General features: G+C 73.3%; 19 protein-coding genes. 5 read left to right on the forward strand and 14 right to left on the reverse strand.

What is annotated here, in order from left to right; all coding sequences use genetic code 11:
* Positions 1–79 precede the first annotated feature (79 nt).
* A complete protein-coding gene (locus tag EDF63_RS00075) occupies positions 80–1,675 on the forward strand; it encodes an alpha-L-fucosidase (RefSeq protein ID WP_123310089.1) in 1,596 nt (531 codons plus the stop codon).
* Between the two features lie 21 nt (positions 1,676–1,696).
* On the opposite strand, the gene EDF63_RS00080 is transcribed toward EDF63_RS00075, so the two are convergent.
* The 4 genes from EDF63_RS00080 to EDF63_RS00095 form a co-directional block, all read right to left on the reverse strand.
* Positions 1,697–2,548, reverse strand: a complete 852-nt coding sequence (locus EDF63_RS00080; RefSeq protein ID WP_123310091.1) for an SDR family NAD(P)-dependent oxidoreductase — start codon at positions 2,546–2,548, stop codon at positions 1,697–1,699.
* Between the two features lie 11 nt (positions 2,549–2,559).
* Positions 2,560–3,297 carry a hypothetical protein gene (locus EDF63_RS00085; RefSeq protein WP_123310093.1) on the reverse strand — a complete coding sequence of 246 codons (738 nt, stop codon included), beginning with the start codon at positions 3,295–3,297 and terminating at the stop codon, positions 2,560–2,562.
* A 13-nt stretch (positions 3,298–3,310) separates the two neighbouring features.
* Positions 3,311–4,192, reverse strand: coding sequence for an alpha/beta fold hydrolase (locus EDF63_RS00090; protein ID WP_123310095.1), 882 nt, complete (start codon positions 4,190–4,192; stop codon positions 3,311–3,313).
* A 127-nt stretch (positions 4,193–4,319) separates the two neighbouring features.
* Positions 4,320–5,894: a sodium:proton antiporter gene (locus EDF63_RS00095; protein ID WP_123310097.1), complete on the reverse strand. Its 1,575-nt coding sequence runs from the start codon at positions 5,892–5,894 to the stop codon at positions 4,320–4,322.
* A 245-nt stretch (positions 5,895–6,139) separates the two neighbouring features.
* Here EDF63_RS00095 and EDF63_RS00105 point away from each other — a divergent pair, with 245 nt between their 5' ends.
* Positions 6,140–6,958, forward strand: a complete 819-nt coding sequence (locus EDF63_RS00105) for an alpha/beta fold hydrolase (RefSeq protein WP_123310101.1) — start codon at positions 6,140–6,142, stop codon at positions 6,956–6,958.
* A 130-nt stretch (positions 6,959–7,088) separates the two neighbouring features.
* Positions 7,089–9,254 carry an MFS transporter gene (locus tag EDF63_RS18830; RefSeq protein ID WP_221180508.1) on the forward strand — a complete coding sequence of 722 codons (2,166 nt, stop codon included), beginning with the start codon at positions 7,089–7,091 and terminating at the stop codon, positions 9,252–9,254.
* Between the two features lie 219 nt (positions 9,255–9,473).
* Here EDF63_RS18830 and EDF63_RS18890 read toward each other — a convergent pair whose 3' ends face one another.
* The 5 genes from EDF63_RS18890 to EDF63_RS00130 all read right to left on the reverse strand — a co-directional run bounded on the left by EDF63_RS18890 (position 9,474) and on the right by EDF63_RS00130 (position 14,839).
* Positions 9,474–9,602: a hypothetical protein gene (locus tag EDF63_RS18890; RefSeq protein ID WP_260232894.1), complete on the reverse strand. Its 129-nt coding sequence runs from the start codon at positions 9,600–9,602 to the stop codon at positions 9,474–9,476.
* A gap of 150 nt (positions 9,603–9,752) precedes the next feature.
* Positions 9,753–10,301, reverse strand: coding sequence for a hypothetical protein (locus tag EDF63_RS00115; protein ID WP_148061673.1), 549 nt, complete (start codon positions 10,299–10,301; stop codon positions 9,753–9,755).
* A complete protein-coding gene (locus EDF63_RS00120; protein ID WP_123310106.1) occupies positions 10,298–11,635 on the reverse strand; it encodes an FtsX-like permease family protein in 1,338 nt (445 codons plus the stop codon). Before EDF63_RS00120 ends, EDF63_RS00115 begins: the two co-directional genes overlap by 4 nt.
* Positions 11,632–12,411 carry an ABC transporter ATP-binding protein gene (locus tag EDF63_RS00125; RefSeq protein WP_221180509.1) on the reverse strand — a complete coding sequence of 260 codons (780 nt, stop codon included), beginning with the start codon at positions 12,409–12,411 and terminating at the stop codon, positions 11,632–11,634. The genes EDF63_RS00120 and EDF63_RS00125 overlap by 4 nt, the downstream gene beginning before the upstream one ends.
* 70 nt (positions 12,412–12,481) lie before the next feature.
* Positions 12,482–14,839, reverse strand: coding sequence for a helix-turn-helix transcriptional regulator (locus EDF63_RS00130; RefSeq protein ID WP_311316872.1), 2,358 nt, complete (start codon positions 14,837–14,839; stop codon positions 12,482–12,484).
* A gap of 24 nt (positions 14,840–14,863) precedes the next feature.
* On the opposite strand from EDF63_RS00130, the gene EDF63_RS00135 reads away from it, so the two are divergent.
* A complete protein-coding gene (locus EDF63_RS00135) occupies positions 14,864–15,736 on the forward strand; it encodes a helix-turn-helix domain-containing protein (protein WP_185021215.1) in 873 nt (290 codons plus the stop codon).
* 11 nt (positions 15,737–15,747) lie between these two features.
* On the opposite strand, the gene EDF63_RS00140 is transcribed toward EDF63_RS00135, so the two are convergent.
* Both EDF63_RS00140 and EDF63_RS00145 read right to left on the reverse strand, forming a co-directional pair.
* Positions 15,748–17,946, reverse strand: coding sequence for a helix-turn-helix domain-containing protein (locus EDF63_RS00140; RefSeq protein ID WP_123310112.1), 2,199 nt, complete (start codon positions 17,944–17,946; stop codon positions 15,748–15,750).
* A gap of 43 nt (positions 17,947–17,989) precedes the next feature.
* Positions 17,990–19,306 carry an MBL fold metallo-hydrolase gene (locus EDF63_RS00145; protein WP_185021216.1) on the reverse strand — a complete coding sequence of 439 codons (1,317 nt, stop codon included), beginning with the start codon at positions 19,304–19,306 and terminating at the stop codon, positions 17,990–17,992.
* 169 nt (positions 19,307–19,475) lie between these two features.
* Between EDF63_RS00145 and EDF63_RS00150 the strand changes: the two genes are divergently transcribed.
* Positions 19,476–20,306 carry a helix-turn-helix domain-containing protein gene (locus EDF63_RS00150; RefSeq protein WP_185021217.1) on the forward strand — a complete coding sequence of 277 codons (831 nt, stop codon included), beginning with the start codon at positions 19,476–19,478 and terminating at the stop codon, positions 20,304–20,306.
* 32 nt (positions 20,307–20,338) lie between these two features.
* Here EDF63_RS00150 and EDF63_RS00155 read toward each other — a convergent pair whose 3' ends face one another.
* Genes EDF63_RS00155 through EDF63_RS00165 form a run of 3 tightly spaced genes read right to left on the reverse strand, consistent with a single transcriptional unit; the run spans position 20,339 to position 22,908 of the window.
* Positions 20,339–21,631 carry an FAD-binding oxidoreductase gene (locus tag EDF63_RS00155; RefSeq protein WP_123310116.1) on the reverse strand — a complete coding sequence of 431 codons (1,293 nt, stop codon included), beginning with the start codon at positions 21,629–21,631 and terminating at the stop codon, positions 20,339–20,341.
* Positions 21,632–21,643: 12 nt separating this feature from the next.
* The gene (locus EDF63_RS00160; RefSeq protein WP_123310118.1) at positions 21,644–22,420 is read right to left on the reverse strand and encodes an SDR family NAD(P)-dependent oxidoreductase; all 777 of its coding nucleotides are present in this window, start codon (positions 22,418–22,420) and stop codon (positions 21,644–21,646) included.
* Positions 22,417–22,908 (reverse strand): MarR family winged helix-turn-helix transcriptional regulator, encoded by a 492-nt coding sequence (locus EDF63_RS00165; protein ID WP_123310120.1) that lies wholly within the window; start codon positions 22,906–22,908, stop codon positions 22,417–22,419. Before EDF63_RS00165 ends, EDF63_RS00160 begins: the two co-directional genes overlap by 4 nt.
* Between the last annotated feature and the right edge of the window lie 136 nt (positions 22,909–23,044).

Below are 23,044 nucleotides of genomic sequence, written 5' to 3' on the forward strand. Positions count from 1 at the left end.
GCTCCCCCGCCCGTTCACGTGCGGGGATGCCCTGACCGGGAACCCCTCCCGGGTGGATCACGCAGACGTAGGATGTCTCATGCTCCCGACATCGCCGTCGCCGAGCCGCCGCAACCGATCGGAGCACGTCGTGCACGAACCGCTCACCCCGCTGGACCCGACCACCCTGCCCGAGCCGGTCGACGTGTCGGACAACACCGCGGCCCTCGCCGCGGTCGACGCCGTCGTCCGCTCGGGCCCGTACGACGCGACCTGGGCGTCGCTGCAGCGGTACCGCGCACCGCTCTGGTACCAGGACGCCAAGTTCGGGATCTTCGTCCACTGGGGTGTCTTCTCGGTCCCCGCGTTCCGGAACGAGTGGTACTCCCGCGACATGTACCGCGCCGGGACGCCCGAGTTCGCGCACCACGTCGAGACCTACGGGCCGCAGGACGCGTTCGGGTACAAGGACTTCATCCCCTCGTTCACGATGGAGCACTTCGACGCCGCCGAATGGGTGCGGGTGTTCCGCGAGGCCGGCGCGCAGTTCGTCGTCCCCGTCGCCGAGCACCACGACGGCTTCGCGATGTACGACACCGACCGCTCCCGCTGGAGTGCCGCGCAGCTCGGGCCGGGGCGTGACGTGTTCGGCGAACTCCTCGTCGCCGCGGACGAAGCGTGGATGGTCCGTGGCGCGTCGTCCCACCGCGCCGAGCACTGGTTCTTCATGAATGGCGGGACGAAGACCCCGTCGGATGTGCTCGATCCGCGGTATACCGATCTCTACGGTCCGGCGCAGCGCGAGGAGACCGCCCCGAACGAACGCTTCCTGGAGGACTGGCTGCTCCGGACCGTCGAGCTCATCGACAAGTACCGCCCGCAGGTGCTCTGGTTCGACTGGTGGATCGAGCAGCCCGCGTTCCAGCCGTACGTCCGCACCCTCGCGGCCTACTACTACAACCGCGCCGCCGAGTGGGGCCGCGAGGTCGTCATCAACTACAAGTGGGAGACGTTCGCGCCGGGCAGCGCCGTGTACGACATCGAGCGCGGAGCGATGGCCGGCACACCCGAGACCGTCTGGCAGAACGACACCGCGATCGCGAAGACTGCGTGGAGCTGGATCGAGGGCCATGACTACAAGACGGTGCGCGACCTGGTCGCCGAACTCGTCGACGTGGTCGCGAAGAACGGTGTGCTGCTGCTCAACACCGGGCCGAAGGCCGACGGCACCCTGCCCGAGGACGAGGTCCGCATCCTGCGCGGCATCGGCTCGTGGCTCGCGGTGAACGGCGAGGCGATCTACGGCACCCGGCCGTGGACGATCTCGGGCGAGGGGCCGACGACACGACCCGCCGGCTCGTTCGTGGACGCCGACACGGTCGAGTACACCGCCGAGGACGTCCGGTTCACCACGCGCCACGACGTCACCGGCGATGCCGTCTACGCGACGCTGCTGGCCGACCCGGACGACGGGTCGGCCAGCATCCGGGCGTTCGGGTCGGCCTCGGGCCTGCTCGGTCGGACCATCCGGTCCGTCGCGGTCCTCGGCCACGCCGGCGAGGTCGCCTGGGAGCAGCGCCCCGACGCACTCGTGGTCGCACTCGAGGGCGTCACCAGCGTCGACTCCGGTCCGGTGGTCCGGGTGCGACTCGCGCCGGTGGTCGAGCAGGAGCGGCAGGACTTCCTGCACCAGTGACCGGCGGTCGCGGTGCGGTCGTCAGTCGCTCGGGAGCTCCACGCGCGGCGCCGCGAAGTCCGCGGACGCCGAGACGGCCTCCCACGCCGTCGCTTCTGCGATCTGCTGCTCCGAGTACGCGATCGCCAGTCGCGCCGCTCCGGCGCCGATGACGAGGTGGGACGGCAGGCGTTCCCGTCCCACCGTCCGCACGAGGATCTCGGCGGCACGGTCCGGGTCCCCGGCCGCGGGCGAGCTCCGCAACCGTTCGGCGACGGCGCCGACCGTGGATCGGTACTCGTCCGGGACGGTGCCGACGTCCATCGACGCTCCGGCCCAGTCGGTCGCGAACCCGCCCGGCTCGACGACCAGGTAGCGGATCCCGAACGGGGCGGTCTCAGTGGCCAGCACCCGGGTGAGTCCGTCGATGCCGAACTTCGCGGCTTGGTACGAGCCGAGCCCCGGGGTGCCACCGACCCGACCGCCGACGGACGAGAACTGGACCACGGTGCCGCCGCCCTGCGCACGGAGGATCGGGATCGCCGCCTTGGAGACGTTGTGGACGCCCCAGAAGTTCGTCTCGAACTGCCGTCGGAAGTCGTCCTCCGCCGTGGTCTCGATCGGCGCGAGGTTCGCGTAGCCGGCGTTGTTGACGACGACGTCGACCCGGCCGAATGCGTCGCGGGTGGCTGCGAGCGTGGTCGCGGCCGCGGCGGCGTCGGTGACGTCGAGGGCGAGCGGGAGGACCTGGGCGCCGAACTCCTCGACCAGGTCGGACACCTGCTGGGGGTCCCGCGCGGTGGCCGCGACCCGGTCTCCGGCGCGGAGTGCGGCGAGGGCCAGTGCGCGGCCGAAGCCGCGGGACGAACCGGTGATGAACCAGGTGCTGGACATGCTCGACCCCGTCAACCGACGACGATGTCGTCGATGCCGATCGAGACGATCAGCGGCTCCGGCAGCGCCCGGCCGTCGCCGTCGCGGACGAAGATCTCCCGCTCGGTGGCGAGCAGGAGACCGTCGACCCAGGTCTGCCCGGTCATGTACTCGACGCTCGGCGAGGCGCCTGCGATGTCGACCTCGTAGTCACGACGCCGCAGGACGCCGTCAGCGTCGGCGTAGAGGGTCTGCGTCGGGGTGTGGGTCGCGATGCTGTCGGGGTAGGTGACGCGGAGCCGGTCCCACGTCGCGCCGTCCGGCTCGGTCCACGGACCGACTTCCTCCACGTGGACGCCGGGGAACGTGAACGACCACGGCTCCGTGTTGTAGGTCCACATGGCGTACCCGGTGAAGTAGGCCAGCTGCAGCCGGTTCCACGGGGTCTCGAGCACGTGTCCCCGGAACGACGACCGTGGATCCGCCAGTTCCTCGATGACTTCGTCGCCGTGGGGGGTCGTGCGGACCACCGCAACGTGGTCGCCGGTGAACTCGGTCCGGAGGTCGTCGGCGCCGAAGTGGTCGAGCGACGTGCGCTGACGCCGGAGGTCGACGGTGAAGCGTCCTTCCTCGGCGATCCCGGGCACCTGCTTGAGGCCCCAGAAGACGCCGCCGAAGTGGCGGTTCGCCGAGATGGTGGAGACGTCGGCCCAGCGGGTTCCGCCGTGGGCGTCGACGATGCGGTCGAGCAGGGTCGTGGTGGTGGTCATGATGACTCCGTGGTCAGGCGGCGGTCGCCGCGGAGAGGAACTCCTCGACGACGGCCGCGGCCTCGTCGGGGTACTGGAAGATCGACGCGTGCGCGGCGTCGGGGAACACGTGCAGGCGCGCGTCCGGGATGAGCCCGACCAGCGTGTGGCTGCCGGGCGTGCGGATCATGAGGTCGTCGTCGCCCTGCAGCACGAGCGTCGGCTGGCGGATGGCGGTCAGACGTTCGAGCTTCGTCAGGCCCGGGACCCCCCAGGCGAGCACGGCGTCGTACTGGGCGTCGCGCACCGCCGGGGTGGTCGGGGCGTCACGGTCCTCGGTCCGGGCGCCCAGTCGACGCAGGAAGTCGACACCGCGAGCCCGGCTCGTGTCGGTGTGCGCGAAGAAGATGTACAGCAGGCTCTCGGCCGTGGGGACGTCGTGGCGGGACTCGCGCTCGATGTCCTCGCGCCATCCGTGCATGGTCGGCGCGCCGGCGGGGCCCGTCCCGGCGAGCACCAGGGAGCGGACCGCCCACGGCCGCAGCAGGGCGATGTCCTGTGCGACGAACCCGCCGAGGGAGAACCCGAACAGGTCGAACCGTCGGATGCCGAGTGCATCGGTGAAGGCCAGCAGGTCCGTCGCCATCTGCGCGACGGTCGACGGGACGATCCCGGTCGAGGCGCCGACGCCGGCGTTGTCGACGAGGATGACCTCGCGCCGAGCTGCGATCGGATCGATGAGCGCCGGGTCCCAGTTGTCGAGGTTCCCCCGGAAGTGCATGAGGAACAGGAGTGGGACGCCATCGGTGCTGCTCCCGAACCGGCGGTAGGCGTACGTGGTGCCGTCGGCCGCCGTCACGGTCTCGGTCGGGACGGTCGTCGTGGTGGGACCGGTCGTGGTTGCCGTGGTGCTCATGGGTGACTCCTCGGGTTCGACCGACCCCGGTGGTCGGCTGCGGGGTCGACGCTAGGAGCGGTGCACGCCGAGCCGCGTGCTCCCGTCAGGGACATGGTCCGGACGCGGGCAGGCACGGTCCCGTCCCTCAGTCCGCGTCGTCGGCGAGCGTGGCGCGGACGGCGGCTTCCTCGATGTCGAGGACGGTCAGCACTGCGCGGACCGTGGTCTCCGGGTAACGCCCCTCGCCACGTGCGCGGAGCACGGCCCGTCGCTCCTCGACGATCGTGAGCATCCGCAGCTCGGCGTACGCCGCCGCACGGTCCGCACGGACGCCCTCGTCGCCGACCAGTGTCTCGCCGAGGAGTGCCGCATCGATCCGGACGCGTTCGACCGCGCGGTCGTCGTAGGCTCCGGCCTCCAGCCGGTCGACGAGTTGCAGACTCTCGGCACGGGCCTCGGCGAGGAGCAGCTGCGTCTCCATCCGCTCCTGGTCGAGGTTCGGCGCCGGCAGTCCCCCCCGGCGGATCACCCAGGGCAGCGAGAGCCCGAGCAGGAGCGTGGCGATGACGACCACGAACGCGAGGAACTGCAGGAACGCGCGGTGGGGCGTCTGTTCGGGCAGCAGGAACACCGCGGCGAGGGTGACGACGCCGCGCACACCGGCGACCGTGACCGGCAGGTCCAACCGCCACTGCCAGCTCCGACGTCTGAGCCGTGCCGGTCCCCAGCGGTAGACCGCGGTCACGGCCAGGCTCCAGCCCAGTCGCGCGGCCACCAGGACCACGAGGACCACCCCGATCACGAACAACGCTCGACCCAGCCCGATCCCGGACGACAGCGCGCCACGCAGGATCGCCGGCAGGCTGAGACCGATGAGCAGGAACACCGCGTTCTCGAGCAGGAACTGGATGGTGCGCCAGTTGAGCGACTCGGCCAGGCGGGCCTCGGCCGACTGCAGGACCGGGGCCCGGAACCCGAGGAACAGCCCCGCGACGACCACCGCGAGGGGCCCTGATGCGCCGATGCCGTGCGCCAGCAGGAACGCGACGTACGGCGTCACGAGGGACAGGCTCGTGTCGAGGACCGCGACGGAGAGCCGCCGCCGGACGGCGCCCATGGCGAAGGCGACGAGCAGGCCGATGCCGATGCCGCCGACCACCGCGAGGACGAACTCACCGACGGCCCGGACCGGGTCGAACGCCGCGACGATCGCGACCACGGCCGTGTTGAGCGCGACCAACGCCGTGGCGTCGTTGAGCAGGCTCTCGCCGTCCAGGATCGAGGCGAGCAGCCTCGGCAGCGGTGCACGACGGGTGACGGCGGACACCGCGACGGCGTCGGTCGGGGCCACCACGGCGCCGAAGGCGAAGGCCGCTGCGAGGGTCAGCGTCGGGACGACCGCCCACGTCACCAGACCGACGACGACCGTGGTGAAGGCCACGAGGCCGACGGAGAGCAACAGCAGCGACTCGCGGCGGGCGCGGACGTCCGACAGCGACGTCTGCAGGGCCGCTGCGAACAGCAGCGGCGGGAGGAGCACGGACAGGACGAAGTCCGGTTCGACGTCCACGCGGGGCACGCCGGGCACGTAGGAGACGGCGACGCCGATGACGACCAGGGCGAGCGGAGCCGACCACCCGACGCGCCGTGCCGCCGCGCTCACCGCGACCGTCACGACCAGGAACGCGACGACCCAGGCGAGGGTCGTGTCGATGCTCACGGCGACGGCTCCACGGGACGGTCGGCGGAGTGCTCGGTGGACGCGGGTTGGTGGGGGTGCATGTCCGGACCGTAGGTCGACGTCCCCCGGACGTGCGTGTCCCCGCCCGGGGCACCCGTGGCGGCCGCGTCGGCCAGCAGGTGGGTGGTCCCGGTGGGGACACGCCCCTGCCGCGGCCCCGCTCGTAGCGTCGCCATCGCCGACGACGGACGTCCGGCACCCGACCACGACGCAAGGAGCCCGCAATGCCCACGTTCACCACCCCCGACGGCATCGAGATGTACTGGACCGAGCAGGGCGAGGGACAGCCCATCGTCTTCGCACACGGCTGGCCGCTCAGCTCGGACGCCTGGCAGCCCGAGCTGAAGTTCTTCAGCGACAACGGCTACCGCGCCATCGCCCACGACCGCCGTGGACACGGTCGGTCGGAGAAGACCGCGGTCGGCCACACCATCGACCAGTACGCGAAGGACCTGGCGGCGCTCATCGAACACCTCGACCTGCACGACGTCGTCGTGTTCGGGCACTCCACCGGTGGTGGCGAGGTCGTCCGCTACGCCGCGCGGTACGCCGACGGCCGGGTCGCCAAGGTGGTCACGGCCGGAGCGATCCCGCCGATCATGGTCAAGACCGAGAGCAACCCCGAGGGCTCGCCGATGGAGGTCTTCGACGGCATCCGTGCCGGCGTGCTCGAGGACGCCTCGCAGTTCTGGCTCGACCTGTCCGAGTCGTTCTTCGGGGCGAACCACGGCCGCGACGTCTCGTACGGCGCGAAGCTCGACTTCTGGCGCCAGGGGCAGAACGTGAACCTGTCCGCCGCGTACGACTGCGTCAAGGCGTTCTCGGAGACCGAGCAGACCGAGGACCTGCGGTCCCTCACCGTGCCGATACTGATCAACCACGGCGAGGACGACCAGATCGTCCCCATCGACGACGCCGCCCGCAAGGCGATCGAGCTCGTCGCGGACGGCACGCTCAAGACCTACCCGGGTGCCCCGCACGGCATCCACGGCGACTACCGCAAGGCCCTGCAGCAGGACGTGCTCGCCTGGATCAGGAGCTGACGCGACCCCCCCGCAGCGACCTGGAGGCGCGTGGCGGCCCCGCCACGCGCCTCCAGGTCGCCCTTGGCCATCCCACGGAATGCCCACCCACCTCAGCAGGTTACATTCGCGTCCGCCTCTGGAGGCATCGATGAACAGCACACTCGCGGAGCGCCCACGGCTCCCCTTGAACACCTTCGGCATCGCGTTCGGCACAGCCGGCCTCGCCGGCACGTGGACCGTCGCGGGCGTCGAGCTCGGCGCGCCGCCGGCGATCGGCGAGGTCCTCTGGGCCGCGGCGGCTCTGGCCTGGGTGATCACGATCGTCCGCTCCCTCCGACGCCCGGGGGGTGTCAGGGGCATCCGAGCGGATCTCCGGCACCCCGTGCTCGGCCCCTTCGCCGCGCTCGTCCCCGCGGTCGGGTCGCTGCTGGCGGCACACCTCAGCGCGACGTCGCCGGTCGTGGGTGCGGTCGGCGTCTGGGTGATGCTCGTCCTGACCACGGCGTTCGGCGCCTGGTTCCTCACCTCCTTGCTCACCGTCCCCCGCGACATCGGCACGCTGCACGGTGGGTACCTGCTGCCGACGGTCGCCGGCTCGCTCCTCGCAGCGCAGTCGCTCGCGACGATCGGCGCACAGACCCTCGCCGTCGGGTACTTCGCCGCGGGGATCCTGTTCTGGATCCTCATCGGCGCGATGCTCGTCGCGCGCCTGGCGACGGGGCCGGCGATCCCAGCGCCGCTCCTGCCGACGCTCGCGATCTTCTCCGCACCACCGGCGGTCGCCGGCAACGCCTGGTGGGTCATCAGCGGGGGTGCTCCCTCGACGGTCGACACCGTACTGGCCGGCACGATGGTCGCGCTCCTGCTCCCGCACCTGTTCCTGCTCCGCCGGTACCTGACGAGCGGCTTCGCGATCGGGTTCTGGGCGATGACGTTCACGACGGCGGCGAGTGCCACCTACGCGGTGCGACTGCTCACCGCCGCGGACGTCGGCGCGCTCGGGACGGCCCTCGCATGGGTGGTCGTCGGGGTGGCGACCGTCATCGTCGGCAGCATCGCGACCCGCTCGCTCGGCCTCCTGCGCCGGTCGGAGGCCGACGGACCCCGTCGGTCCTCGGCGACCTACCGACGCACCGCCCTGGTCGGTGTCGTCATCGCGTCCGTCGCCGTGGCGTTCGGCGCCGGAGCGGGCAGCCCGCTGTTCGTCGTCTACCAGTCGGCCTGGGGCTTCCCGGACTGGCAGCTGACCACGGCCTTCACGGCCTACGCCGTCACCCTGCTCGGGACGCTCCTGGTCGCCGGACGTCTGTCCGACCACGTGGGACGTCGCCCGGTGCTGGTGGGCGCGCTCGTCCTCCTGCTCGTCGCTGGTGCCCTGTTCCTGGTCGCCGACTCCGTCTGGTGGGTGATCGCCGCTCGTGCCGTGCAGGGGATCGCCACTGGTGCGGCGACCAGCACGTTCACAGCGGCGATCATCGAGCTGTCGAGCGAGCGCCACCGCCGCACGATGACCGTGCTGACCAGTGCCGCTCCCGTCGGGGGGCTGGCGCTCGGTGCGTTCGGTGGCGGTCTCGCCGCGCAGTTCGCACCGGACCCGACCGCTGCCGTGTTCCTGACGCTGGGCGTCGTCCTGCTCGTCGGTGTCGCCGCGGTCCTGGCTGCGGATGAGACCGCCGACCGCCACTCCGGGGCGCTCGCGTCGCTCCGGCCGGTCCTCGCCGTCCCCGCGGCCGCCCGGACCTGGTTCGGCGTGCTCGCTCCGCTGACGGTCGCCGGGTGGATGTTCTCGGGACTCTTCCTCGGCCTCGGCCCACGCCTCGACGACGGCGTGTTCGGCATCGACGGTGGCACCGCCAGCGCCGTCGTCATCGCGCTGCAGCCCGCCGCCGCAGCCATCGCGGGCATGCTCTTCTCACGCTCGGCGGCGCGGGTCGCCACCGCCGTGGGCGCCGGGCTCCTGCTGCTCGGCGCGATCGGCGCCGGCACGGCGATCCTCGCCGCTGACCTGCCGCTGCTCGTCGCCGCCGCGATCGTCGGCGGAGCGGGCCAGGGCGCCGCGTTCGGCTCGTCCCTGCGGATCCTCGGACCACTCGCCGACAACGCCACACGCGGTGGCCTCTTCGCCGCCGTCTACCTGGTCGCCTACGCGGCGTACGGGATCCCGGTGCTCGTCGCCGGGTTCTTCACCGACGTCGTCGGGCTCGCCGAGGTCGGGGCCGTCTACGCCGGACTCGTCGCGATCGCCGCCGTCGCCGCAGCGAGCGGCCTCACCGCGCGGTCCCGCCGGGAACGCACGGCCGTCCACGCGGCCTGAGCCGTCCCCGGTCAGAGAACGGCCCGGTCCCCGCAGGGACCGGGCCGTTCGGTATGCACCCGGGTCACGGCGCCCTCAGGAAGAAGTCGCCGTACGCGGGATCGTCGGGCAGTGAACGTTCCGCCGTCAGGACCGCGATCTCACGTGGCGATCGCAGCCCGCGTCGGCGCCACTGGTCCGGCTCCGCCCGGCGCACGTGGAGCACGGCACGCAGCGGGCTCACCGCCGGGCTCCCGGACGGCCGGCGACGACTGCCGGGGACGGCAGGAGCAGGGTCTGCACCGCAGGGGTGGCGGCGCCCGCGCCCACGTGCAGGACGGCGGGCAGGGGCGGGAACGAGATCGTCATCGCGGGTCTCCTCGGGTCGGTGTCACGTCGTCGCGACCCTCACGACGCTACGGCGGCCGGACCCTGCGCACGTGTCCCCCCGAGGGCCATTCCCCCGCAGCCCACGTGGGGACCCGGAGCGGGTCTCGCGGCGTCCCACGGGACCCCGCATCAGTCGTGGAGCGACCGGGCGAGTGCCGCGAGTCGCCCGGTCGACGTGTCGTCGGCGCCGTGCCACAGCAGCAGCGTGTCACCGTCGGGCCCGGGGACCGAGAACCGGTGGTAGGCCAGGACGACCCGGCCGGTGCCATGGAGCGCGAACCCGACGACCCCGCTCGGCTCGGCCCCGTCGGGCTCCGCCCAGAACTGCGCGAACGCGGCGCTCCGGGCTGCCAGCTCCCCGATGAGCTCCACGTACCCGCGGTCCTGGTGGTGTTCGTCGAGCGACCGCCGGAGCTCGGCGGCGAGTCGCGCGCCGACGGGTGTGGTGCCGGCGGGGTCCACGCTCGAGCCGGCCCGAGCACCGTCCCCCGACGGCAGGAACGCGGAGCGCGCGAGGTTCGCGCCCGGTCGGAACGTCCGGTGGAGGGCACGCGCGAGATCGTTGACGATCCGGATCGTCAGGTGCCGGTCGTAGACGACGGCGGGCACCGTCCGCCACGGCAGGACCAGGCGCTCGAGCAGTGCCCGCCGGCCGTCGGCTCCGTCGTCCGTGCTCACGGGCGGAGCGTACGGCCGAGCCACGAGCGGCGGACGTCCAGGGCGGGCAGGAGCGTCGAGACCACCACCAGCACGGAGCAGAACCCACCCGCCCACAGCAGCACGTCGAGGGGGACGGTGGGCCGTGTCGCCGGGTACGACGGCGCCAGGACGGTCCACTCCGCGCCGACGGCGATCAACACGGTGGCGCCGGCGATCAGCATCCCCGTCACGCTGAGCACGAGTCCCTCGAGCGCTGCGACGCCCACCGCGAGCCCGGGCGACGCGCCGATCGCGCGGAGCTGCTCCCGTTCACGACCGCGGTCCCGCGTCGACATCGCCGCGGTCGCGGCGGCGCCGATCGCAGCGAGGAGCACCGGTCCGCTCAGGACGAGGAGCGTCGCCCCGGCCCCGCTCGCGTGCGCCGTGGCTGCCCCGAACGCGCTCGCCGCCGTCCGCTGGCCGCCGACGAGCGCCGTGGGCAGCCCGACGGCGATGAGGAGTGCGGCGAGGGTGGTGTCGCTCCGCGTCGCGGCCCACCGCGCCGTGGCCCGTGCGACCGCGAACGCCACCGACGCCCGTTCCGGCACCGCCGCCGTCCAGAGCCGCACGACGGGTGCACCGATCGACCGACCGAGGACCGCGACCACGGCGATGAGCACGGGTCCGATGAGCAGCGCCGGAGCCGCTCCATCGGGGACCGACCGCGGGAGTCCGACGAGCATGCTGACGACGAGGGCGCTCAGCAGCACCGCGACCGCGATCCGACCGGCTCCGGACCGACGTCCACCCGTCTCGGTGCGCAGCAGCAGCAGCGGCGAGGTCGAGGCAGCCCGTCGGCTGCCGGGCAGCGCAGCCAGGACGGCCGCCACCACGGTGGACAGGACCACCGTGGCGGTCTCCTGACCGGACCCCGTCACGTCGACACCGGCGAGGCCCGAGGCGTCGGCGAGCGACGCCGCCACCGACGCCGGCACGACGGAGGCCGCCACCGTGCCTCCGCACACTGCCCCGATCGTCGCGGTGACGGCCGTCTGGAGGAGCATCGTGACCCGGACGCCGCGGGGTGTCACCCCGGCGAGTTGCCAGAGGGCGTGGGTCCGCTCGAGGAGACCCGCGGTCAGCCGGACCACGGCGGAGACCACCACGAGCAGCGCGATCAGTCCGAACGCAGCCGTCGTGCCGGCGATCGACAGCAACGCCAGTCCACGCACGCCGGGGGTCCGGAGTCCACTCACGATCAGGACGCCGGGCACGGAACCCGCGACCGCGGCGACCGCGCACACGGTGAACAGCCCGGCCCACACCTGCCACGACGACCGCAGGTCGGCCACGGCCAGCCGGGCCACGATCACGCCGCGGCCGCCGCTCGCTCGACGGCGGCGAACAGCGCGGCCGCGTCCGGTCGGTCCAGTTCGGCGTGCACCGTGCCGTCCCGCAGGACGATCGCACGGTCTGCCCGAGCCGCTGCGGCGAGGTCATGGGTCACCATCACCACCGATCGGTCGCCACCAGCCGCGCGACGCAGGAGGTCGAGGACGTCGGAGCCCGCGACGGTGTCGAGGGCTCCGGTCGGTTCGTCGGCGAAGAGCACTCGTGGTCGGACGACGAGTGCACGCGCGATCGCCACCCGCTGCTGCTGCCCACCGGACATCGCTTCCGGTCGCCGTTCGGCGACGGCGAGGAGTCCGACGTCGTCCAGCGCGGCGTCCACCGTTCGCCGATCGGCCGGCCTGCGGGCGAGCCGAGCGGGCAGGGCGACGTTCTCCCGGGCCGTCAGCGCCGGGAGCAGGTTGTACGCCTGGAAGACGAACCCGACGCGGCCGCGGCGGTGCCGCGCCGCACGTTGCGGCGACAAGGTGCGGAGATCGACACCGTCGAGCACGACCGAGCCACGGAGGGGGGTCTCCAGGCCCGACAGGCACGCGAGCAGGGTCGACTTGCCCGAACCGCTCGGGCCCACCACGGCGAGCATCTCCCCGGGCCGGACGTCGAGGGACACCCCGCGCAGGACCGGTACCGCCGGTCCTGCCGCGACCGGGTACGCGTGCTCCACGTCACGGGCACGCACGATCGGCTGACGGTCGAGGTCGAGGTCGAGGTCGGGGTCGGGGTCGGGGTCGGGCAGCACCGTCGCAGACTACGGAGGGCCCGGACGCCGAGCGTGTCCGTGCCGGGGACAGGTTCACCGGCCGTGCTCGTCAGGACGCCTGATGCCCGGTCCGTTGGAGCAGTTCCTGCAGCCCGCCGAGCACCGCGACCGCCTGGGCGTCGGCGCGTTCGTCGTCCACGAGGGCGATGCCCCGCTGGGCGTAGGCGGCCGCGTCGTCGACGTCGCCGGCGCCGAGAGCAGCCTCCGCGCGCTGCCGCAGGGCGCGGGCCGCCCCGATGTCCCACGCCATCTCGGTCGCGGCGCCGAGTCCCGCCTCGGCCGCTTCACGCGCTTCGTCCCACCGCCCGATCGCGTTCGCCGACTTCGCGATCTCCTCCAGGGCCACCACGCGGGTGAAGGCCGCCCCGGGATCACCCGCCGGCGCACGTCCGAGGTCCACGAGCACGGCCCGGAACACCTCGATCGCTTCGTCGTGCCGCTCGAGCAGGTGGAGCGCCGCGCCCGCCATCGATCGACACTGCACGAGCGCTGCGTCGTCGCCGGCCCGGGTGTTGCCGTCGATCGCCGCGTCGATGTGCGGCAGCGCGAGCAGGGGCTGCCGCAGCGCGAGGTGCGCCCAGGCGACGTGGTACTCGGCGTTCGCCGTGACCGCGACGTCGCCAGCCGCCGCGGCGTCGGCCAGGCCGGCGGTCGCCAGGTCGAGAGCACCGGCACGATCGCCGCGTTCCATCAACGCGGCCCACGTCTGCAGCCCCAGCAAGCGGGAGGATGCACCGCGGTCCCCGTTCGCTCGCGCCGCGTCGACGGCAGCGCCGAAGACGTCGTACCAACGGCCCCACGCCGGCCAGAGGTTCGAGAACCACTGCAGTCCGGTTGCCAGGCCGACGACCTCCGCCCTCGCCTCGGGGCTGTCGCACTCGGCCGACGACCGGAACGCCGGCCACCAGTGGTCGACCTCCGTGACGATCCACGCCCTCGCTGCGACCGGGTCGGCGGAGACCTGGAGCGCCGCAGGGTCGGCTGCTGCACGGTGCTCGGATGCCGGGGCGAACCGGCTCGCCGCCACGGTCACCGTGGCCAGCAGGGACCGGTGCAGCCGCTCGCGCCATGCCCCCGTCGCGGCCGACCCGTCCTCCTCGGTGAGCCGGTCGGCAGCGAAGGCCCGGAGCAGGTCGTGCACGTGGTACCGGTTGCCCCCGCGCGGCTCCAGCAGGCCGAGGTCGACCAGTTCCTCGAGGGCGTCCTCGGCGGTCGGTTCGTCGAGACCGAGCGCCGCACCGCCGACCTGTGCGTCGAACGTCGTCCCGTCGATGACGGCGAGGGACCGGAACACCCGGGCCGTCGTCTGCGGGAGCCGCCGGTACGAGGCGCTGAACGCCGCCTCGACCGACAGCGATCCGTGCCGCAGCGCACCGATCCGGAGCTCCTCGGCCAGCATCGCCTGCAGGAACCCGTCCACGTCGGCGCCCGGTGCTGCGATGCGACCGCCCGCGACCCGGAGCGCCAGGGGCACGCCTGCGCAGCGCCCGGCCAACGCACGCAGCGCCGGGTCGTGGGTCGCGTCCGGCACCATCCGCCCGAGCAGGGCCGTGCCGTCGGTCTCGGACAGCGGACCGACCGTGATGCGGAGGTCCGCGTCGAGACCCGCGAGCAGCCGCCGGGACGTCACCACGACCGGTCCGCCGGAGCCCCCTGCGCCGGTGACGGAACGGACCTGCGCTTCATCGACGGCGTCGTCGAGCAGGACGGCGTGGCCGTGTGCATCGCGCAGCTCCCGCCAGCGCGCCGTCGCCGCGTCGAACCCGGTCGGTGCCTCCTCTGCGCCGGCGGTCGCGAGGGTGACCAGACGACGGACGACGTCCAGTGCGGACAGCGGCGTCTCCGATTGTCCTGCCAGGTCGACGTGGAGCCACCGGCCCCTGCTGGTCCGCAGCGCCTCGGCAGCGAGCGCGCTCTTGCCGATGCCGGGACCGCCGGCGATGACGACGACGGCCCCGGCCCCGGCCCCTTTTCCTGCGCCGGCGCCGGCGCCGGCGCGGAGGCGGTCGACGATCCGCCGGACCTCGTCGTCCCGCCCGGTGAAGTCCGCGACGACGTCCGGCGCGGTGGACGAGGTCGCTGCCCGAGCCCGACCGATGCGCAGCAGTGCCGCGCGCTCGTCCGGTCCGGCGCCGAGTGCATCGGCGAGCGCTTCGAGCGTCGCGCGCTGCGGCCGACGTGCGACGCCGCGTTCGACGTCGCCGAGTGTCCGGACTCCGATCCGTGCGGCCCCGGCGAGGTCGGCGAGGGTCATGCCCGCGCGGGTCCGCAGACGGCGGAGGAGTGCTCCATCTGGTCCTTCGGGCACGGCTTCCTCGATTCCTGCCTGCGTTCTGCATGGTGCGGACGCCGGGCTGCTGGTGTGCTGATCTCCGACATCATGCAGCACCGCTCGGCGGGGCCGCACCGGACGACCAGAGGGAGAGCCGTCATGCCGATCACCGTGACCCCGCTCGGCGAGTACCTCCGCGCACGACGAGCGCTCGTGCAGCCCGAGGACGTGGGGATCGTCTCGCTCACGCCCCGCCGCGTCGCCGGACTCCGACGAGACGAGGTGGCGCGTCGGGCCGGGATCAGCCAGGAGTACTACCTCCGGCTCGAGCAGGGGCGCGACCGCCAGCCGTCCGACCAGGTCCTGCACGCGCTCGGCCGAGCCCTCAACCTCGAAGCCGTGGCCGTCGACCACATGAGCAGACTCGTACGGATGCAGGCGGGCGAGGCGCCGATGGAGGCTCCGGCTCCCGCGACCGAGGTCCTCGCGGCGCTGGCCGGCCTGCTGGACCAGTGGACCGGGACCCCCGCCTACATCATGGACGGCAACCAGGACGTCGTGATCGTCAACCCGCTGGCGCGGGCGATGACCGGTGGCGGCCTGCGACCCGGCGTCAACCTACCGCTCGCCGTCTTCTCCAGTGCGGGGCGGGCGATGCTCGAGGACTGGCCGGACGCGGCGGCGCGGACCGCTGCCACCCTGCGCTACGGGAGCGATCCGCGGGACCGTCGGCTCCAGGAGATCGTGGGCACCCTGTCGGTCCGCGACGACGACTTCCGGCAGCTGTGGTCACGCCACGACGCGCGCCCGTACCTCAACGGCTCCGTCCGCCAGCACGTGCACGGGTACGGTCCGGTGACACTGGCGTGCCAGACGCTCGAGGTGCCCGGTCCCCGACGGTTCGTCCTGACGGCCTTCCACGCGCCGGCTGGTTCCGAGGGGGCCGCAGCACTCGCCGGTCTCGGGCGCCGGCCCGGTGCGGCGCCGGGTGGTCCGGTCCGGGCGACGGCGGTCGGCGCCGCGGCCGGGTGACCGGGCAGCGATCAGTCCGGTGGTCCGCCGAGCTCGACGCGCAGCGCGCGGAGCTCGCGGTGCAGGGCTTCGAGCCGGGCTGGACGGCCCTGGGCCGGGATCGCCCCGAGCGCACGCTCGACGTCGTGGAGCGCCTCGGCGCGGCGGCCCAGGGCGATCAGGACCGACGCCCGTCGCTGCAGGAGCAGCCCCAGCGACGTGCCGGTGTCGTCCGGGACGGCGCGCAGTCCGTCGTCGAGCACGGCGAGCGCCTCGTCGACCGCGCCGGACTCCAGGAGCGACGCAGCGAGCTCCGCACGTGCGAGTGCCTGGGCGTACCGGACGCGTTCGTCGACGGGGTCGAGTCCCTCGACGATGCCGTCGACGGTCGCGTGCAACGACGCGACCGACTCGACGTGCCGTCCCTGGGCGCGGAGCACCAGGCCGAGCATCCCACGGGCCTGGTGCAGGAACACCGGATCGTCCTCGGCTTCGAAGCCGGCGACCGCGGCGAGCGCGTGGGCCTCCGCCCCGTCGCCATCACCCGCTTCCAGGAGCGACCACGCGACGTGGTAGTGCCCCCAGGCCACGAGGTCGACCGCCCCGGACCGTTCCGCGGCCGTCAGCGCGTCCTCGGCGTGCCGCCCCGCAAGGTCGTGGTCGGCGCGTTCGACGTGCGCCGCCCAGGCGAGGTGTCCGGCGATCCGGGACCGCGCCCCGTCGTCCCCGATGGCCTCGGCCGACCGCTCGGCCAGCAGGTCGAGCTCGTACCACCGCCCCCAGTCCGGCCAGAGGTTCGCGAACCACTGCAGCACCGAGGCCAACGTCAGGACGACGTCGTGCCGTCCGCCGGCGGCGGCCCGCTGGAACGCCGGCCACCAGTGGTCGACCTCGCCGATGATCCAGTCGCGCGCCGTGTCCTGGTCGTCGTCCGGTCTCGACACCGGAGCACGGCCGGGCACGACGAACGCGGAACCCGCTGCGAGCAGACGGTCCAGGAGCCACCCGGTCAGTCGGTCGCGCGCGGCGGACTCGGCGGCGGGGTCGTCGCGGAGCCGACCGAGCGCGAACAGGCGGATGATGTCGTGGACGCGGTACCGATCGGCTCCGCGCGGCTCGACGAGCCCGAGGTCCACGAGCTGGTCGAGGTGGTCCTCGGTGTCGACCTCGCCACCGTCCGTCGCCGCAGCGACCAGGTCGGGCCCGAACGTGACGCCGTCGAGCGCCGCGGTCGCCCGGAACACCGCCGCCACGGCCGGGTCGAGGTCGTCGTACGACACCGCGATCGTCGCTGCGACCGAGACGTCGCCGGCGACGAGCAGCGCCAGTCGTCGGTCCGCCGAGCGGAGTCGTGAGACGAGGTCGGCGACGCTCGTCGCGGGCCGGCTGGCGACGCGGTTCGCGGCGACCCGGAGCGCCAGGGGGAACCCGTCGCACAGCGCGATGAGTTCCTCGACCGCGGCGGTGTCCCGCTGTCCCGCCGGGATCGCTCGTTCCAACAGCCGTCGGCCGTCTTCGTGTCCGAGGACGTCGAGCACGATCCGTTCCGAGTCCAGGCCGGCGAGACTCCGGCGGGACGTCGCCACCACCGTCGCGCGACCCTCGACCAGCACCGGGCGGACCTGGCTCTCGTCGGAGACGTTGTCGAGGTGCACCAGGACCCGTTCGCCGGTGCAGAGTTCGGACCACCGAGCACGAGCTGCGGCGAGCGTACCGGGCGGGTCACCCGGGTCGCACTGGCGGAGCACCCGCTGCAGGACCTCGAGTGCGGTGGACGAGGGACGGCCGTGCCCCGCGAGGTCGACGAACACCCGTCGTGCGTCCACCCGACCGAACGCCTCGGTGACCAGCGCCGTCTTGCCGATCCCGGGAGGTCCGGAGACGACGAACAGGGGGCGGTGAGCAGAGGGGTCGAGGCCGGCCACGAGCCGTGCCAGCTCGGGGGCACGGCCGGTGAAGTCCGCCAGGCGCGGCGGGCGGAAGTCGGTCCTCCCGACGTCCGCGGCCGCGCCGAGCAGCGGCGCACGCAACCACCGTCGGCCGCCCTCGTCGAGCCGCAGTCCGTGCACGAGCGCCTCCACGGTCCGGGGCTGCGGATGCAGGCTCTTGCCACGCTCGATGTCGCTGATCCCCCGGACGCTGACCCCCGACCGCTCGGCCAGCGCCTCGAGCGTCATCCCGGCGGCGAGCCGGAGCGTCCGGAGCCGCGCTGCGAGGTCCGTATCGCCCACGACGCTCCTCCCGGTCGGTCTCAGCGTAACCGCCCGTCAGCGCTCAGCCGAGTCCCGTCGGCCCGCCCGACGGCGTGCCGGGCAGGAGGTCTGGGTAGTCCTCGCGAGCGGTGTCCCGGCCGCTGGCGAACTGCGTCGCCGCCGATGCCTCGAGCGTTGACCGGTTCCCGTGGTCCGGCCACCGGTGCACCATCCTCCGGGTCAGCTCGGCGGCGTCGCTGCTCGACGTGAGCGCGACGTCGAACCCTCGCAGGTAGGACCGGAGGGCCGCCACCTGCTGCGCGGCCGCGTCCGACGTCGCGTCCGGGTCGCGGTGCCCGGCGATCACCCACGCGGGGCGCAGCGCCTCGACGAGGTCGAGCGCACGCGACCAGGCCACGCGGTCGGTCCGGTCGGTCCCGAGCAACCAGGGGTGCACGCCGTTGTACACGAGGTCGCCGCCGATCACGGCGTCGAGGTGCCGGACGGAGACCACGCTGGTCGGTCGCCCCGCGACGCACCCCACGTCGAACAGCTGCACCTGGTGCCCCTCGAGGTCGAACGTGCCGGCCGGTGACGGCACGGGCGCGCTGAGTGCGACCGGCAACCGTCCGGGGAAGAGTTCGTCCCACCGCGACCGGAACGCGGCACCCGTCTGCTCCCGTGCATGCTCCGCGACGTCCGGGACGGCCGTCGCGGTCGCCTCCGGGAACGCGCGCAGCACGTGGCCGAGCCCGAAGAAGTGGTCCGCCTGGCCGTGGGTCACGATCACGGACCGGAGGCGTTTTCCGCTCACCCGGATCCACTCGACGAGCCGCTCCGCCTCGTCGGCGGTCATCAGCGCGTCCACCAGGACGGCGTCGCGCTCCCCGGCGATCAGGGTGGCCGTCGTCGGCGACCAGGTCGCGGTCCCGGTGCCGTCGAGCCCGGCACGTGCGATCGGACGGTAGTCGCCGAGCCACACGTCCATGGTCAAGGGCGGCAGGACCGTCCCACCGGCGCGGCCGAGCCGGGCTCCCAGCCAGCGACGCAGCAGCGCACGTTCCGCGAGGGTCTGCTCGGCGAGTGCCTCGGTGCTCCAGGTGACGAGGCTGCCCGCACCGTCCTGCGAGACCCGGACCACGGCGTCGAGGTCGTCGAGCGCGGATCCACCGGGGACCCGCGCTCGGTAGGCAACGACGCCTTCGTCGGTGCTCGTCCGCTCCTCGACGACACCGAGGTCCGTCGAGGACCGGCGGACCCAGCGGCTCGCACCGGGCCGGAGGGCCTCGACCGACCCTCCGGGGCCGACGTGTGCTTCCGCGAAGTCGACGAACCGCGACCACACTGCGGTCGGCGCGGCCGCGAACCGGGCGGCGACGGTGACGTGTGCCCGTCGCACTGGTGAACTGTGCACGACACTCCCTCCGCACTGCGCCGACGGTACGGACCGACGACGGCACGAGGGTGTCCCCGTCGGGGACACTCGGCGCGGTCGGGGACGTCGGCTGCGCTTGGATGGAGGTCCGCCCGGGAAACACCGCCGGGACGGAGGGAACGGAGGACCGCTCGTGGTCGCAGCATGGTCGCCACTGGGCGAGTACCTCCGAGCGCGCCGCGCCGCCACGCGGCCGGAGGACGTGTCCGTGCAGTCCTACACCCGGCGCCGGGTGCCCGGGCTCCGGCGCGACGAGGTCGCTCGTCTGACCGGCATCAGCCAGGAGTACTACCTGCGGCTCGAACAGGGACGTGATCGGACGCCTTCCGACCAGGTCCTGCAGGCGCTCGCTCGCGCGCTGCGCCTCGACGACGCCGCCGTGCAGCACATGCTGCGCCTCGCCTCCGCACAGCCGAAGGACCTGGCGTCAGACGAGGCTGCGGTGTCGAACGACGTGCTGTCCACGATCCTGGACTCCTGGCCGAACACCCCGGCCTACATCCTCAACTCGCGCCACGAAGTCGTGCTCTCCAACGCGCTCGCTCGACGCGTCGTCCCGCTCGGTCTCGAGGTCGGGCGCAGCATCCCCGAGGTGGTGTTCACGTTCCCGGAGGTCCGTGCGCTGCCGACCTGGCCCGCGCTGGCGGACCGGACCGCGCGCCGCATGCGGTTCTACGGACACCCCTACGACGAACGGCTCCACGCGACCGCCGCCCGGCTCTCGGCCGTCGACCCGACCTTCCGGACGCTGTGGGAGCGCCACGAGGTCGATCCCTACTACGACGGCGACGTGCGACCGTTCATCGAGGGGTACGGTCAGGTCCCGCTCCGTCACCAGACCTTCGTGGTCCCGAACACACCGGGCTACCTGCTCTGCGCGTACCACGCCGTCGCGGGTTCGGCGAGCGCACGGGCCCTCGCTGAACTCGCCGAACGCATCGGGGCCGAGCCCGTGACCACGTGACCGGTCACGGCCCGACCCGCGACGCCGAGCGCTCACCGCACCGCGCGGAGCGCTTCCCCGCTCGGTGACCCGGTCACGTCGAAGTTCTGGTCGAAGAGGTCCTCGGGGTCCCACCGTGCCTTGAGGTCGCGCAGGCGCGCGAGGGTCGCGGGCGGAAATGCCTCCGCCACCGCGCTCAGTGCGTGGTCGCTCTCGAAGCTCAGGTACATGCCGTCCATCCGTCGGTGCACGGGCTCCCAGGCGTCGTGGAACGCCGCTCCCCCGCGGACCGACACGGCCGTCACCGAGAAGTTCTGGTGCCGGTGCGCGTAGGCGGTCGCCGACGGGTCGACGTCGTTGATCGCGCCGCCGACCGAGCGGATCTGCACCATGTCGGTCCCCGGGCTGCGCAGCAGGGTGGCGATGCGGTCGGCGAGGTCGTCGTCGAGGTGCACGGCGAGCCCCGTGTGCGTCGACGCCCGCTGCTGGCCGGTGTGCGGCGCACCGCTGGTCAGCGGTACCGACGCGTACGGGGTCACGACGGCACGCTGCCCGGCCAGCCCGGGGAGGCGCAGGAACCGCTCGATCTCCGGGGTGGCGGCGTCGACGTCGTCACCGGCGTACACGATCGTCGCCTGTGCGAACGGGGTCGGCCCGGCGCCCAGGTACAGGAAGGCCGACACCGCTCGCGCGGCCGTCTCCACCGTCCGGCCCCAGGCGCTCAGGAAGGCCGCCAGGTCGACCGGCTGGTACACCGCGGTCGTCTGCACGACGTCCGCGACGTCCGATGCCTCGAAGTCGAACGCGGTCACGATCCCGAAGTTCGCGCCGGCACCGCGGATCGCCCAGAACAGGTCCGGGGACTCGTGATCCGACACCCGGTGGACGGTGCCGTCCGCGGTGACCAACTCTGCGGAACGCAGCCGGTCGATGGTCAGCCCGTGCGCACGTCCCATCAGGCCGATGCCTCCCGTGGTCGCGAGACCGCCGACGCCGACGTCGCCGGAGTCGCCGGAGCTGATCGCGAGCCCGTGCGGCGCGAGGGACCGGGCCACCGCGCCCCATCGCGCTCCCGGGCCGAGGCGGACCGCTCGGCCGCCACGGTGCTCGACCGAGGCGATCCCCCTGAGGTCGATGACGTCACCGCCGGTGTTCGTGGCGATGCTGCTGATGCCGTGTCCCCCGCTCCGCACCGCGAACGGACGGCCGGTGTCGCGGACGGTCGAGAGCGCCTCGACGACCTCGGCGGTGGTCCGGGGCAGGAGCACCGAACCGGGTCGGCCGGTGCTCGAGTAGACGTGCTGCAGTGCTGCGTACCCGCGGTCGGCGGGCCGGACGATCTCCATGGGGTCCTCGGTTCAGCGCATCGAGGGTCCGGGTCGCGGACCCTCGGCGCGGTCGGTGAAGTACTGCAACGGTTCGGTGGACAGCGGGCTCGTCCCCGCGACCAGGCCGACGACGTGGTCGCCGATCTGGGTGGCGTCGATCCAGCGGGCGTCATCGATGCCGGCCAGCTGCCGCGCCCGCGTCCGGACGACCCCGAGCACCAGCTGGACGACACGTGGGCCGCGCCCACCGAGTTCGGCCGCGAGCGTGACGGTGAGCGACTTGGTCGCGGCGGCGCTCAGTGCCACCGCGGCGCTGCCCGGGAACGGGATGTCCGCGCTCATGCCGTTGAGCTGCACGAGGACTCCCGTGCGCGCCGTGACCGGCAGGAAGGCGCGGAAGAGCCGGAAGACGCTCGTGAGGTTGCCGTCGAGCAGCTGCTGCCACTCGTCGTCGTCCAGGGCGAGCGCCGGCTTGCGTCCCTGCTCGCCCCACGACGCGACCGAGACGACGACGCCGTCGAAGGCGCCGAACTCGTCGGCCATCGCGGTGACGTCCGCGTCGAGCGTCGCGGCCATGGCGTCGAGGACCCGCGTGTGCAGCGTCCCCGCCAGTCCGAGCGCTCCGAGCCGCTCAGCCAGTTCGCCGAGCCGGCGCTCGTCGCGCCCCGTCGCGACGACGGTCGCTCCGGCGGCGAGCGCGGCGCGCACGACGCCCTCGCCGACGCCGCCGCTGCCCCCGATGACGACGACGGTCGATCGACTCAGGTCGGCGGGGTCCGTCGTCCAGGTGTCGGTGGTGGTGTTCATTCCTCGTGCTCCTGTTCCTCCGGGCGTCCGTCGCCCGGGCCGTCGCCGTCGAGACGGCGCATGTGGTCGGCCAGCGTCTGCAGCGCATCGTCGAGCGCGGCGAGCTGGTCGTCGTCGAGGGCGTCGCCGAACCACGTGGCCGCTGCCCGCAGGTGGGCGCCCACCGCCGCTCGGTGCGTCGTGCGTCCGGTGGCCGTGATCGCGCTGGTCGAGCCGCGTGCGTCGCCGTCGGGGCCACTCCGGCGTTCGACGAGCCCCCGGCGTTCGAGGCGACGCAGCTGGTGGGCGAGGCGGCTGGAGTCCCACCCGATCGCCGCTGCGCACGCCGTCGGCCGCGCCTCGCCGCCCGCGTCGACGAGGTGGGCCAACACCGTGAACTCCGCGTCGGACAGGTCGGCGTCGGCCCGGAGGCCGGCGCCGACCCGTCGACGCAGCCGTTCCGTCACCACCTGCAGTCGCTGCCAGGTGGCGAGTTCTCCGTCGCTCATTCTCCGTTGCACACCGGACACAACTACCTGACGCGTCAGGTATTCCCTGAACCGTGTCCGGTGTGCGGACGGGAGGCCCGTGGCGGGCTCGGCCACGGGCCTCCCGTCCTCCTGCAGCGCGTTCACGGGCCCGCCC

This window comes from Curtobacterium sp. JUb34 (genome assembly GCF_003755065.1).
Classification (GTDB): domain Bacteria; phylum Actinomycetota; class Actinomycetes; order Actinomycetales; family Microbacteriaceae; genus Curtobacterium.